A 13049-nucleotide genomic window follows, 5' to 3' on the forward strand; every position below is an offset into this window, starting at 1 on the left:
TAGAATGCGGCGTTTCACTAAAACAGACGTTAAGCTCAGAACAGCGACTTCTCAGAGCCTGCCCAGGCAGGCGTAAGGCACAATAATTACACTATATGAAGAACATACGTAACTTTTCAATCATAGCTCACATCGACCACGGTAAATCGACGCTGTCTGACCGTATTATCCAGATCTGCGGTGGCCTGTCTGACCGTGAAATGGAAGCGCAGGTTCTCGACTCGATGGATCTTGAGCGTGAGCGCGGTATTACTATCAAAGCGCAGAGCGTGACGCTCGATTTTAAAGCATCTGATGGTGAAACCTACCAGCTTAACTTTATCGACACCCCGGGCCACGTTGACTTCTCTTATGAAGTTTCACGCTCGCTTGCCGCCTGTGAAGGCGCACTGTTGGTCGTTGATGCCGGGCAGGGTGTTGAAGCGCAAACACTGGCTAACTGCTATACCGCCATGGAAATGGATCTGGAAGTGGTGCCGGTACTGAACAAAATTGACCTGCCAGCCGCCGATCCAGAGCGTGTGGCGGAAGAGATTGAAGATATCGTCGGTATCGATGCGGCTGACGCTGTCCGTTGCTCGGCGAAAACCGGCGTTGGCGTGACCGACGTTCTTGAACGTCTGGTGCGTGATATTCCGCCGCCGGAAGGCGACCCGGAAGGCCCGTTACAAGCGCTGATTATCGACTCCTGGTTCGACAACTATCTCGGTGTGGTCTCGCTGGTGCGTATTAAAAACGGCACCATGCGTAAAGGCGACAAAATTAAAGTGATGAGCACCGGGCAGGTTTACAACGCCGACCGCCTGGGGATCTTTACGCCGAAGCAGGTTGACCGTACAGAACTGAAGTGTGGCGAGGTAGGTTGGTTAGTTTGCGCTATTAAAGACATCCTCGGCGCACCGGTAGGCGATACCCTGACGCTGGCTCGTAACCCGGCAGATAAACCCCTGCCTGGCTTTAAAAAAGTGAAGCCGCAGGTATATGCGGGTCTGTTCCCGGTCAGCTCCGACGACTACGAAAACTTCCGTGATGCGCTTGGTAAGCTGAGCCTCAACGATGCTTCCCTGTTCTACGAGCCGGAGAGTTCTACCGCGCTGGGCTTCGGCTTCCGCTGTGGCTTCCTGGGGCTGCTGCACATGGAGATCATTCAGGAGCGTCTGGAACGTGAATACGATCTGGATCTGATCACCACTGCGCCGACCGTAGTTTACGAAGTGGAAACCACCGCGAAAGAGACTATCTACGTCGATAGCCCGTCCAAGCTGCCGCCGCTGAATAACATTTACGAACTGCGCGAGCCGATTGCTGAATGTCATATGCTGCTGCCGCAGGCATACCTCGGCAACGTTATTACGCTGTGTATCGAGAAGCGTGGTGTACAGACCAACATGGTTTACCACGGTAACCAGGTTGCGTTGACCTATGAAATCCCGATGGCGGAAGTGGTGCTCGACTTCTTCGATCGTCTGAAGTCGACCTCTCGTGGTTACGCGTCGCTGGATTATAACTTCAAACGCTTCCAGGCGTCTGACATGGTGCGCGTTGATGTTCTCATCAACAACGAACGCGTCGATGCACTGGCACTGATTACCCACCGCGATAACTCCCAGAGCCGTGGCCGTGAACTGGTCGAGAAGATGAAAGATCTGATCCCTCGCCAACAGTTTGATATCGCAATTCAGGCGGCCATTGGTACGCACATCATTGCGCGTTCAACGGTGAAGCAGCTGCGTAAAAACGTTCTGGCTAAGTGCTACGGTGGCGATATCAGCCGTAAGAAAAAGCTGCTGCAAAAACAGAAAGAGGGTAAAAAGCGAATGAAGCAGATCGGTAACGTCGAACTGCCGCAGGAAGCCTTCCTCGCTATTCTGCATGTCGGTAAAGACAGCAAATAATCTTAAGGAGTTGGCATGGCGAACATGTTTGCCCTGATTCTGGTGATTGCCACACTGGTGACGGGCATTTTATGGTGTGTAGATAAGTTTGTCTTCGCGCCAAAACGCCGGGAGCGCCAGGCTGCGGCACAGGCCGCTGCAGGCGATTCACTGGATAAAGCAACGCTGAAAAAAGTTGCCCCTAAGCCGGGCTGGCTGGAAACCGGTGCGTCTGTTTTCCCGGTACTGGCTATTGTGCTGGTGGTGCGTTCATTTATTTATGAGCCGTTCCAGATCCCGTCGGGTTCGATGATGCCAACACTGTTGATTGGTGATTTTATTCTGGTAGAGAAATTTGCCTACGGAATTAAAGATCCTATTTATCAGAAAACGCTGATCGAAACCGGCCATCCGAAACGCGGTGATATCGTGGTATTTAAATACCCGGAAGATCCGCGTCTGGACTACATCAAACGCGCTGTCGGTTTACCGGGAGACAAAGTGACGTATGATCCGGTGGCGAAAGAGGTGACGATTCAGCCTGGATGCAGTTCTGGTCAGGCGTGTGAAAACGCGCTGCCGGTAACGTACTCTGATGTTCAGCCAAGTGATTTTGTACAGACGTTTGCTCGCCGCAACGGCGGGGAAGCGACCAGCGGTTTCTTTGACGTTCCGCTGAATGAAACGAAAGACAACGGTATTCGCCTGACCGAGCGTAAAGAAACGCTGGGTGAGGTAACACACCGCATTCTGATTGTGCCAATCGCGCAGGATCAGGTGGGGATGTATTACCGTCAGCCGGGTCAGCAGTTAGCCACCTGGATCGTTCCTCCGGGGCATTACTTCATGATGGGCGATAACCGTGACAACAGCGCGGACAGCCGTTATTGGGGATTTGTACCGGAAGCAAATCTGGTGGGTAAAGCGACCGCTATCTGGATGAGTTTCGACAAACAAGAAGGTGAGTGGCCAACAGGCGTTCGTTTGAGCCGCATTGGTGGCATCCACTAATTGCTGATAATGGTTCACGCTGTTGTCTTAATAACAACAGCGTGAATTATTTCTCGGATTAATTCCCTCAGACTAACGACATCCCTTGTCGTTGTGTATAGAATATTCCCCCGAAGTTTTAGGTTGGCACCGTCAGGTTGCCACGGCACACGAAACAGCGTTGGTTTCTCTAATGACGGATGTATATCAGGTCTGTTTCGTGTGCTGAATTGTTGACGCATTCATTTATTGGTATCGCATGAATCCCATCGTAATTAATCGGCTTCAACGGAAGCTGGGCTACACTTTTAATCATCAGGAGCTGTTGCAGCAGGCATTAACTCACCGTAGTGCCAGCAGCAAACATAACGAGCGTTTAGAATTTCTGGGCGACTCTATTTTGAGCTTTGTTATTGCGAATGCGCTGTATCACCGTTTCCCGCGTGTGGACGAAGGTGACATGAGCCGCATGCGCGCCACGCTGGTGCGTGGAAATACGCTGGCTGAATTAGCCCGTGAATTTGACCTCGGTGAATGTTTACGCCTGGGACCGGGCGAGCTGAAAAGCGGCGGTTTTCGTCGCGAATCAATTCTGGCCGATACCGTCGAAGCGTTGATCGGCGGCGTCTTCCTCGACAGCGATATTCAAACCGTTGAACAGCTGATCCTGAACTGGTATCAGACTCGTCTGGATGAAATTAGCCCAGGTGATAAACAAAAAGATCCGAAAACGCGCCTGCAGGAATATTTGCAGGGTCGCCACTTGCCGCTGCCGTCTTATCTGGTGGTGCAGGTTCGTGGTGAAGCACACGATCAAGAATTTACTATCCACTGCCAGGTCAGCGGCCTGAGTGAACCGGTGGTTGGCACAGGTTCGAGCCGTCGTAAGGCTGAGCAGGCTGCCGCCGAACAGGCGTTGAAAAAACTGGAGCTGGAATGAGCATCGATACAACTTACTGCGGATTTATTGCCATCGTCGGTCGCCCGAACGTCGGCAAATCCACCCTGTTGAATAATCTGCTTGGGCAGAAGATTTCCATCACCTCACGTAAGGCGCAGACAACACGTCACCGCATTGTCGGTATTCATACCGAAGGTGCGTATCAGGCGATTTATGTTGATACCCCGGGCCTGCACATGGAAGAAAAGCGCGCCATCAACCGCCTGATGAATAAAGCAGCGAGCAGCTCGATTGGTGATGTTGAACTGGTTATTTTCGTTGTCGAAGGCACGCGCTGGACGCCGGACGACGAAATGGTGCTTAACAAGCTGCGCGACGGTAAAGCGCCGGTAATTCTGGCCGTGAACAAAGTTGACAACGTTCAGGAAAAAGCCGATCTGCTGCCGCACCTGCAGTTCCTGGCAAGCCAGATGAACTTCCTCGATATCGTCCCGATCTCTGCCGAGACTGGCCTGAATGTTGATACCGTTGCGGGCATCGTACGTAAGCATCTGCCGGAAGCTATTCATCACTTCCCGGAAGATTACATCACTGACCGTTCTCAGCGGTTTATGGCTTCTGAAATCATCCGCGAAAAGCTGATGCGTTTCCTCGGCGCTGAATTGCCGTATTCCGTAACCGTTGAGATTGAGCGTTTTATCTCCAACGAGCGTGGTGGCTACGATATTAACGGTCTGATCCTCGTTGAACGTGAAGGGCAGAAGAAGATGGTTATTGGCAACAAAGGGGCCAAAATTAAAACCATCGGCATCGAAGCGCGTAAAGACATGCAGGAGATGTTCGAAGCGCCCGTTCACCTCGAACTGTGGGTGAAAGTAAAATCTGGCTGGGCCGATGACGAACGCGCGCTGCGTAGCCTCGGTTACGGCGACGACGTCTAAACCCATCTTCTGAAACACGGCGAGTATATGGAAGGATGGCAACGAGCCTTTGTCTTGCATAGTCGCCCCTGGAGCGAAACCAGTCTCGTGCTGGACGTCTTCACGGAAGAGTCGGGTCGCGTGCGCCTTGTCGCCAAAGGCGCACGTTCTAAACGTTCCAATCTGAAAGGCGCACTCCAGCCTTTTACCCCGTTGTTGCTTCGCTTTGGTGGACGTGGTGAGGTCAAAACTCTACGTAGTGCTGAAGCCGTTTCTCTGGCACTCCCTCTTAGCGGTATCACGCTGTACAGCGGCTTGTATATCAACGAGCTTGTCTCGCGCGTCCTTGAATACGAGACCCGCTTTTCTGAACTCTTTTTCGATTATCTGAACTGTATTCAGGCGCTGGCTGGTGCGACAGGTTCGCCAGAGCCTGCGCTGCGTCGCTTTGAGCTGGCCTTACTTGGACATCTGGGATACGGCGTCGATTTTACCCACTGTGCGGGCAGCGGCGAGCCGGTAGACGACACCATGACCTATCGTTACCGGGAAGAAAAAGGGTTTATTGCCAGCGTTGTTATTGATAACAACACGTTTACCGGACGCCATCTCAAAGCGCTTGAGTCGCGTGAATTTCCCGATGTCGATACGTTACGCGCCGCGAAACGCTTTACCCGCATGGCGTTAAAGCCGTATCTTGGTGGTAAGCCGTTAAAAAGCCGGGAACTGTTCCGGCAATTTATGCCAAAACGCGCAATAAAAACAAATAATGATTAATGAGGATTGTCATGGCTGAATTACTGTTAGGCGTCAATATTGACCACATTGCCACGTTACGTAATGCACGCGGTACCGCATACCCGGATCCGGTTCAGGCGGCGTTTATCGTTGAACAGGCGGGCGCGGACGGTATTACCGTACACCTGCGTGAAGACCGTCGTCATATCACCGACCGCGACGTATGTATTTTGCGCCAGACGCTGGATACACGCATGAATCTGGAAATGGCTGTCACCGAAGAGATGCTGGCGATTGCCGTTGAGACTAAGCCGCATTTTTGCTGCCTGGTGCCGGAAAAACGTCAGGAAGTCACGACGGAAGGTGGTCTGGACGTCGCCGGCCAGCGAGACAAGATGCGCGATGCCTGCAAACGCCTGGCGGACGCAGGCATTCTGGTTTCGCTGTTTATCGATGCCGACGAAGAACAGATTAAGGCCGCAGCCGAAGTCGGCGCGCCGTATATCGAAATTCACACCGGCTGTTACGCCGATGCGAAAACCGACGCAGAGCAGGCCAGCGAACTGGCGCGTATCGCCAAAGCGGCAACTTTTGCCGCCAGCCTTGGCCTGAAGGTGAATGCGGGTCACGGCCTGACATACCACAACGTTAAAGCCATTGCGCGGATCCCGGAAATGCATGAGTTGAACATTGGCCATGCCATTATCGGACGCGCGGTGATGAGCGGTCTGAAAGATGCCGTGGTGGAAATGAAACGCCTGATGCTGGAAGCGCGTGGCTAATGGCGATTCTGGGTTTAGGCACGGATATCGTGGAGATTGCGCGGATCGAGGCGGTGATCTCCCGCTCCGGTGAACGCCTGGCCAGACGGGTCCTGAGTGACAATGAATGGGCCATCTGGGAAACGCATCAGCAACCGGTGCGTTTTCTGGCAAAGCGCTTTGCGGTAAAAGAGGCCGCAGCAAAAGCCTTCGGGACGGGTATTCGCAACGGTCTGGCGTTTAATCAGTTTGAAGTTTTTAACGATGAACTTGGTAAGCCGCGTTTGCGGTTATGGGGCGAGGCGTTAAAACTGGCGGAAAAACTGGGTGTCGCGCATATGCATGTGACGCTGGCCGATGAGCGTCACTACGCCTGCGCTACGGTGATTATCGAGAGTTAGATTCTGCACGTTGCCGGATGGCGACGCGTAGCGTCTTATCCGGCCTACGGGTTATACGATTATTGCGGGGGCTGGGTAGGCCTGATAAGCATTAGCGCCATCAGGCTTCATCGCCGGATGGCGACGTGGTTAAAGTTTATCGGCGTGGTGCATCAGCACAAACTTATCCCACAACTGCTCTTCCGTTTCGACATGTGCCGGATCTTTCAAAATAGTATTGGGGATCGGGCACACCTTCTGGCAGGTTGGCGTGTCGTAATGGCCTACGCATTCCGTACATTTGTCGCTGTTAATCTCGTAAATGCTGTCACCCATCGAAATTGCCTCATTCGGGCATTCGGGCTCGCACATATCGCAATTGATACACTTTTTAGTGATTAACAGGGCCATCAGGAAACTCTCAAAACATCACAAATCGGGCGGGCATTATACGCGCATTCTTTGCTCAGACCAGTTTTTTTACCAGTGCTTCGCTGTGGCGAATGCGTTCCGGGGCGTGCTCAAGATCCTGCTGCACCAGCGCCATAAACAGTAAATCAGTCAGCATCATTTGCGCGTGGGTGGAGGAAATCGCTGCGCTACGCGTGGCCTGCTCCTCGGCAATCGTGTACAGACAATGGCTTGCGCGCTGCTGCAGGGCGTTCGGTGTAAATCCGGTGATGGCGAGAATTTTGGCTCCGGCGCGCAACGTTTCATCCGCAGCCAGGTTGAGCTCACGGCGTTCGCCGGTATACGAAATGGCCAGCAGCAGATCGTTGGGCGAAAGCGCCTGCACTGCCGCCAACAGGGCATGCATATCGCGTTCAACCACCGCGTTAAAACCAATCTTTAGCAGTTTCCAGGCAAAATTCTGCGCCACCAGACCCGATGCGCCAATCCCGGTCACGATAATGCGCCGGGCTGAACGCAGCATTGTGACGCTCTCCATCAGTTTCTCTTCGCTGTTGACGTCCAGCGTCGCATGCATCGCCGCCACGTTCTCCTGAATCAACTTTTCCCCCACCAGGCGCATAGGATCGTCACCGCGAATCTGATTATGCACCGGAATGGAATGGGGGTTGGGATTGCTGGCCAGCGCTTCGCTGATCGCCAGTTTGAGTGCCGGAAATCCTTTAAAACCCATCTTTTGCGCGAACTTCACCACGCTGGACTGACTGACACCCGCCTCCGCGGCCAACTGCTGCGAACTGAGATGACGCGCAGTATCCGGCTGGGCAAGGAGATAATCCGCCAATTTTTTATCGCTTTGCGCGAGGTCCGGGTAACGCTGACGAATGCGAATTAAACAGTTCATGCTGTCTCCTGGCGAAAACGTGATGGCGATTACAAAACAAAATTTCATTCGCCTGGATGAATATAATATTCCATTATGGCAGATTATTATGAATTAAAAATTCCTAAGGAACAAAAAATGAATCTCGGTGCATTAGTTTCAGAAACCCGCAATCCACAGACCATGGACCTGGATGCGCTCTCCACGCTGGAGTTGGTTCATCGTTTTAATCAACAGGATACGCTGGTAGCCGAAGCAGTAAAAGCAACTCTGCCTCAAGTTGCGTGCGCGGTCGATGCGGCAGCTAACGCGCTAAAAGCAGGTGGCCGCATTATTTACATGGGAGCGGGGACCAGCGGGCGTCTCGGGGTACTGGATGCGTCTGAATGCCCACCGACCTTCGGCGTTCCACACGGTCTGGTGGTTGGGCTGATTGCCGGTGGGCCGGGCGCGCTGCTGAAGGCGGTTGAGGGTGCGGAAGATAACCCACAGCTAGGTGAAGACGATCTGCGTGCGCTCAATCTTACCGCACAGGATCTGGTGGTGGGACTGGCGGCTTCAGGTCGTACGCCGTATGTGATTGGCGGGCTGAAATATGCGCGTTCGGTAGGTTGTACGACGGCGGCTATTTCCTGCAATCCGGATTCACCTATTGCACATGAAGCGGATATTGCCATCTCCCCGGTGGTGGGGCCGGAGGCGCTGACGGGCTCAACGCGACTGAAATCCGGTACCGCGCAAAAGCTGGTGCTCAATATGATCTCCACCGGGGCGATGGTGAAGTTTGGCAAGGTTTATCAGAACCTGATGGTGGACATGCAGGCAACCAACGTCAAACTGGTCGATCGGGCGTGCCGTATGGTGGTTGAAGCCACGGGCATTGCGCGTGAACAGGCGCAAGCGCTGCTAAAGCAGACTGATTTTGACGTCAAGCCGGCTATTTTAATGGCGCTCACAGGCCTGGATGCCGCTGCCGCCCGCGAAAAGCTTGCCGCTCACCAGGGTTTTTTACGCGCGGCGTTAGAACACTAAGAGGTGTATATGGATAAGACGGCGGTGCTGGCCAGCGATATTCTGCTGGGCGTTGGCGGAGAGAAAAATATTCTGCGCCTGGAAAACTGTATGACCCGCGTCAGGGTGGAAGTTCAGGATGATGGACAGCTCGATATCCCTCGTCTCAGGCAACTGCCCGGTGTCAGCGGCTACGTGAAGCAGGGCGCGCAGCACCAGATCATTGTCGGCCCCGGTAAAGCGGCCAAGGTGGTGGATGCTATGCGCTCTCTGATTGCCGATAGTGGCGAAGGTGCAGATACGAATGATATCGAGCGCACGAAGTCAGAGGCCAAAGCGAAGTACAAAGCGCCCATGAGCGATGCGCTGCGCAAGCTGGCGAACGTCTTTATCCCTCTTATTCCGGCATTTATTGCCTCCGGTTTGATTACCGGCATTATTAACATCCTTAAGCGCCCGGACATCGTGAGGGATTTTGCGACCCACTATCCGAATATGCTGGGGTTGATGGGCATATTTGGCAGCGCCGTGTTTGCCATTATGAATATTCTGGTCGGGGTAAATACCGCCAAAGTTTTCGGTGGTTCCCTGGCGATGGGCGGGGTGATGGCGGGGATCCTCTCCAGTCCGCAACTGGCGCAAATCACGCTGTTTGGCGAAGCGTTGCAGCCGGGGCGCGGCGGGGTGATCGCGGTGCTGCTGGTGGTGGCGTTGATGTGTTGGATCGAACGCAAATTCCGCGAGCTGTTGCCGGAATCGCTGGAGCTAATCCTCAACCCACTGCTGACCACCCTTATTACCGGGACAATCGCCATTGTGGCGCTGCAACCGCTTGGCGGCTGGATTTCTGAGTCTATTGCTCACGGCGCATCCTGGGCTATCGATCGCGGCGGTTTCCTGGTAGGCGCTGTGCTGGCTGGGACTTTCCTGCCGTTGGTGCTCACCGGACTTCATCAGGGGTTGGTGCCGATCCACGTTGAACTGGTACAGGCGCATGGTTATAACGCGCTCTTTCCTATCCTGGCGATGGCTGGCGTCGGACAAATTGGTGCTTCCATTGCCGTACTGATGAAAACCCGTAACGCACGGCTTAAAAAAGTGATCAAAGGTGCGCTGCCGGTTGGGTTGCTGGGCATTGGCGAGCCGCTGATTTTTGGCGTCACGCTGCCGTTAGGTAGACCGTTTATCGGTGCCTGCCTTGGCGGAGCGGTAGGTGGGGCGCTGATTAGCTACTGGAAGGTGGCGACGGTTATCACCTTTGGCATCTCTGGATTACCGCTGGCACTGACGATTGTTGCCGGAAAAGTGATGTTCTATCTGTTAGGCTATTTGGTAGCAGTTATCGCCGGGTTCCTGTTTACCTGGCTATTGGGGTTCAACGATCCAGAGGACTAAGGTTTGACCAATCACCAGCGCCGCGTTGTCTTTTTTGATTTGGATGGCACGTTACACCAGCAGGATATGTTCGGTAGTTTTATACGTTATCTGCTGCGCCGCCAGCCGCTGAACGCGTTGCTGGTGCTGCCTCTGCTACCGGTGATTGCGCTGGCGTTGCTGATACAAGGGCGAGCCGCCCGCTGGCCAATGAGTCTGCTGTTGTGGGGATGCACTTTTGGCCGCAGCGAGGCGCGTCTGAAAGCGCATCAGTCTAACTTTGTGCGCTGGTTTCGCAGTAACGTGACGGCCTTTCCGCTCGTGCAGCAGCGGCTGACAACCTACCTGTTAAGCTCTGACGCTGACATTTGGCTTATCACCGGCTCTCCGCAGTCGCTGGTCGAGCAGGTTTACTTTGATACGCCGTGGCTACCGCGTGTCAATTTGATCGCCAGCAAAATGGCGCGGGGATACGGCGGGTGGGTACTGACGCTGCGCTGCCTGGGCCATGAGAAAGTCACTCAACTGGAGCGGCAGATTGGCGCACCGCTGTCTCTTTACAGCGGCTATAGCGACAGTAAGCAGGACAATCCGTTGCTCTCTTTTTGCCAGCATCGCTGGCGCGTCACGCCGCGCGGAGAGCTGCAACAACTCGAATAGAGTAAACGATAGCGTCTGTGTATAATGCGCCCGCTTTTATTGGTGGAGTAACCCCTTTGTCTGAAGTTGAATTTAGCCACGAATACTGGATGCGTCACGCCTTAACGCTGGCTAAACGCGCCTGGGATGAGCGTGAAGTCCCGGTGGGTGCAGTATTAGTGCATAACAACCGCGTGATTGGCGAAGGCTGGAACCGTCCGATCGGCCACCATGATCCGACTGCTCACGCTGAGATTATGGCGCTGCGTCAGGGCGGCCTGGTACTACAAAACTACCGTCTGTTAGATGCCACGCTGTACGTCACTCTGGAGCCGTGCGTGATGTGTGCAGGCGCGATGGTCCATAGTCGTATTGGCCGGGTGGTTTTTGGCGCACGCGATGCGAAAACGGGCGCTGCCGGGTCATTAATGGATGTGCTGCATCACCCTGGAATGAATCATCGGGTTGAGGTGACCGAAGGGGTGTTACGGGATGAATGCGCCACGCTGCTCAGTGATTTTTTCCGCATGCGTCGGCAGGAAATCAAAGCGCTGAAAAAATCCGCCAATCAGTAAATACCAACCAGACTACTTGTCCTCTTTCTTCTGTGCTGAAAACAGCAGAGAAGGGGAGTGCGACAGATAGTTTGACGACGTCTGAGTCAGAAAGGCTGAAAGTGGAAATTTATCTTTACCCAACAGCTCAGTCGGTGACACCGCAGGGTAATTCTGAGCCAGTTGCTGCGTTTCCTGCGCCTGTTTTTCTTTCTCCTGCAGATACCCCACCAGGCTAATCTGGTATTTACGGATGTTTTCCACATAGGCGTAAGCTTCGTGGCCACGCGCATAGCCATAGGTCAGCTTGTTGTAATACGGCTTTTGGCTGAGCAGCGGTAGCCGCTGTTTTACGTCGGACCAACTGTTCGGATTGCCTTTGGTTTTCACCGTTAGCGCCCGGGCATCCAGCATGTGCGCATACCCCATGTTGTAGGCCGCAAGTGCAAACCAGATGCGTTCTCCTTCGGGGACGGTATCCGGCACTTTACTCATCATGTCCTGCAAATACCGCGCGCCGCCGCTGATGCTTTGTTCGGCGTCGGTACGATCAGTTAGCCCGAGACTCTGGGCGGTATTTTTGGTCAGCATCATCAGCCCGCGTACACCGGTCGGGGAAGTCGCCTGCGCGTCCCAGTGTGACTCCTGATAGGATATTGCCGCGAGCAGTCGCCAGTCTATCTCTTGCGCATACTTCTCAAAGAGCGGCTTGAGGTCCGGTAATACGCTGTCTACGGCGCGCAAAAAGGTGCGGGTATCGACATAGTCAAAATCATCGCCATGCCCAAGATACTTCTCTTCCAGTCGCGCCAAAGAACCATCTTCATTCATGGTATTAAAGAAATCCAACAGCGCGGCAGATAGCGTGTTGTCGTCGTCCAGACGACTAAACCAGGTCACCGGCTGTTCGTCGGAGACGTCCAGCGCCACGGCCAGCTCAGGATGAACGCGCTGGTATAAGCTGATGGCAACGGAATCGGCAATGGTGTAATCCAGCTTTCCGGCGATAACATCATCAAGCAGTTCAGTGGTGCCCTTTTTCTCATCAACGTTCCAGCTCAGGTCCGGGTATTTTTTTTCTTTTAACTGCTGGAGGTCGTTTATCACCACGTGTCCCGGGGCTATGGTCAGCTGATTATCGGTCACACTGGCAAGGCTGCGAGGGCGATATTGCCCAACCCGATACACCAGTTGTTGCGATACGGAATAGTAGGTCGGACCCGGCTGATAATTTTTAACGCGCTCGCTGTTATAGACCAGGCCTGCGGCTAACAGATCGGCATTACCGTTATCCAGGTCGTCAAAAAGCTGGCTGATGTTCTGGCGTACGGTGATTTTCAGCTTCACACCCAGGTAGTTGGCGAAGGCTTTAGTCAGTTCGTAATCCAGGCCAAACTTTTTCCCATTAAGCGTGGCATAAGTGAGCGGTGAGTCGATGGTACTGACGCGCAGCTCTCCCCGCGACTGAATGGCGGCGATACGATTGTCGGCTTTACCGAACCAGGGGATAGATGGCCAAAGGGCCGCTGCCAACAACAGCGTTAATATGCCGATGAACAGATAATTAATCTTTAATTTTTTCAATTAGTTAATTCTCTGAACCGTACGTTTTC

The 13049-nt window shown here is 53.6% G+C and carries 14 protein-coding genes; 11 read left to right on the top strand and 3 right to left on the bottom strand.

Features of this window, described 5'->3' with window-relative positions; genetic code table 11:
• Nucleotides 1–95: 95 nt before the first annotated feature.
• The 7 genes from lepA (at nucleotide 96) to acpS (ending at nucleotide 6585) form a co-directional block, all read left to right on the top strand.
• Nucleotides 96–1895 (top strand): translation elongation factor 4, encoded by a 1800-nt coding sequence (gene lepA / locus I6L54_RS07795; protein WP_005130327.1) that lies wholly within the window; start codon nucleotides 96–98, stop codon nucleotides 1893–1895.
• 15 nt (nucleotides 1896–1910) lie between these two features.
• Nucleotides 1911–2885 (top strand): signal peptidase I, encoded by a 975-nt coding sequence (lepB, locus tag I6L54_RS07800; RefSeq protein WP_040233412.1) that lies wholly within the window; start codon nucleotides 1911–1913, stop codon nucleotides 2883–2885.
• A gap of 238 nt (nucleotides 2886–3123) precedes the next feature.
• Complete coding sequence (gene rnc, locus I6L54_RS07805; RefSeq protein ID WP_003037579.1) at nucleotides 3124–3804, top strand: ribonuclease III; 681 nt, start codon at nucleotides 3124–3126, stop codon at nucleotides 3802–3804.
• Nucleotides 3801–4706 (top strand): GTPase Era, encoded by a 906-nt coding sequence (era, locus tag I6L54_RS07810; RefSeq protein ID WP_005130325.1) that lies wholly within the window; start codon nucleotides 3801–3803, stop codon nucleotides 4704–4706. Before rnc ends, era begins: the two co-directional genes overlap by 4 nt.
• 27 nt (nucleotides 4707–4733) lie before the next feature.
• Entirely contained in the window at nucleotides 4734–5462 is a 729-nt protein-coding gene (gene recO, locus I6L54_RS07815) for a DNA repair protein RecO (protein ID WP_040233414.1), read from the top strand.
• 11 nt (nucleotides 5463–5473) lie between these two features.
• Nucleotides 5474–6205, top strand: a complete 732-nt coding sequence (gene pdxJ, locus I6L54_RS07820; protein ID WP_040233418.1) for a pyridoxine 5'-phosphate synthase — start codon at nucleotides 5474–5476, stop codon at nucleotides 6203–6205.
• Nucleotides 6205–6585 carry a holo-ACP synthase gene (acpS, locus tag I6L54_RS07825; protein ID WP_005130319.1) on the top strand — a complete coding sequence of 127 codons (381 nt, stop codon included), beginning with the start codon at nucleotides 6205–6207 and terminating at the stop codon, nucleotides 6583–6585. The genes pdxJ and acpS overlap by 1 nt, the downstream gene beginning before the upstream one ends.
• A 129-nt stretch (nucleotides 6586–6714) precedes the next feature.
• On the opposite strand, the gene I6L54_RS07830 is transcribed toward acpS, so the two are convergent.
• Nucleotides 6715–6975 (bottom strand): YfhL family 4Fe-4S dicluster ferredoxin, encoded by a 261-nt coding sequence (locus tag I6L54_RS07830; RefSeq protein ID WP_003037590.1) that lies wholly within the window; start codon nucleotides 6973–6975, stop codon nucleotides 6715–6717.
• Between the two features lie 55 nt (nucleotides 6976–7030).
• Complete coding sequence (locus tag I6L54_RS07835) at nucleotides 7031–7879, bottom strand: MurR/RpiR family transcriptional regulator (RefSeq protein ID WP_005130317.1); 849 nt, start codon at nucleotides 7877–7879, stop codon at nucleotides 7031–7033.
• 117 nt (nucleotides 7880–7996) lie between these two features.
• On the opposite strand from I6L54_RS07835, the gene murQ reads away from it, so the two are divergent.
• The 4 genes from murQ to tadA all read left to right on the top strand — a co-directional run bounded on the left by murQ (nucleotide 7997) and on the right by tadA (nucleotide 11457).
• Entirely contained in the window at nucleotides 7997–8890 is an 894-nt protein-coding gene (murQ, locus tag I6L54_RS07840; protein WP_040233419.1) for an N-acetylmuramic acid 6-phosphate etherase, read from the top strand.
• A gap of 9 nt (nucleotides 8891–8899) precedes the next feature.
• Nucleotides 8900–10264: a PTS transporter subunit EIIC gene (locus I6L54_RS07845; RefSeq protein WP_040233421.1), complete on the top strand. Its 1365-nt coding sequence runs from the start codon at nucleotides 8900–8902 to the stop codon at nucleotides 10262–10264.
• A gap of 3 nt (nucleotides 10265–10267) precedes the next feature.
• Nucleotides 10268–10903, top strand: coding sequence for a phosphatidylglycerophosphatase C (yfhb, locus tag I6L54_RS07850; RefSeq protein ID WP_040233423.1), 636 nt, complete (start codon nucleotides 10268–10270; stop codon nucleotides 10901–10903).
• An 89-nt stretch (nucleotides 10904–10992) separates the two neighbouring features.
• A complete protein-coding gene (gene tadA, locus I6L54_RS07855) occupies nucleotides 10993–11457 on the top strand; it encodes a tRNA adenosine(34) deaminase TadA (RefSeq protein WP_229235875.1) in 465 nt (154 codons plus the stop codon).
• 12 nt (nucleotides 11458–11469) lie between these two features.
• Here the strand turns inward: tadA and mltF are convergent, their stop codons facing one another.
• Nucleotides 11470–13020, bottom strand: a complete 1551-nt coding sequence (gene mltF / locus I6L54_RS07860) for a membrane-bound lytic murein transglycosylase MltF (protein WP_040233426.1) — start codon at nucleotides 13018–13020, stop codon at nucleotides 11470–11472.
• Nucleotides 13021–13049: the final 29 nt, after the last annotated feature.

The organism is Citrobacter pasteurii (genome assembly GCF_019047765.1).
GTDB classification, from domain to species: Bacteria; Pseudomonadota; Gammaproteobacteria; order Enterobacterales; family Enterobacteriaceae; genus Citrobacter; species Citrobacter pasteurii.

Coding starts and splice junctions, on each gene's coding strand:
- lepA (WP_005130327.1), top strand. CDS start 96: ATGAAGAACATACGTAACTTTTCAATCATAGCTCACATCGACCACGGT.
- lepB (WP_040233412.1), top strand. CDS start 1,911: ATGGCGAACATGTTTGCCCTGATTCTGGTGATTGCCACACTGGTGACG.
- rnc (WP_003037579.1), top strand. CDS start 3,124: ATGAATCCCATCGTAATTAATCGGCTTCAACGGAAGCTGGGCTACACT.
- era (WP_005130325.1), top strand. CDS start 3,801: ATGAGCATCGATACAACTTACTGCGGATTTATTGCCATCGTCGGTCGC.
- recO (WP_040233414.1), top strand. CDS start 4,734: ATGGAAGGATGGCAACGAGCCTTTGTCTTGCATAGTCGCCCCTGGAGC.
- pdxJ (WP_040233418.1), top strand. CDS start 5,474: ATGGCTGAATTACTGTTAGGCGTCAATATTGACCACATTGCCACGTTA.
- acpS (WP_005130319.1), top strand. CDS start 6,205: ATGGCGATTCTGGGTTTAGGCACGGATATCGTGGAGATTGCGCGGATC.
- I6L54_RS07830 (WP_003037590.1), bottom strand. CDS start 6,975: ATGGCCCTGTTAATCACTAAAAAGTGTATCAATTGCGATATGTGCGAG.
- I6L54_RS07835 (WP_005130317.1), bottom strand. CDS start 7,879: ATGAACTGTTTAATTCGCATTCGTCAGCGTTACCCGGACCTCGCGCAA.
- murQ (WP_040233419.1), top strand. CDS start 7,997: ATGAATCTCGGTGCATTAGTTTCAGAAACCCGCAATCCACAGACCATG.
- I6L54_RS07845 (WP_040233421.1), top strand. CDS start 8,900: ATGGATAAGACGGCGGTGCTGGCCAGCGATATTCTGCTGGGCGTTGGC.
- tadA (WP_229235875.1), top strand. CDS start 10,993: ATGCGTCACGCCTTAACGCTGGCTAAACGCGCCTGGGATGAGCGTGAA.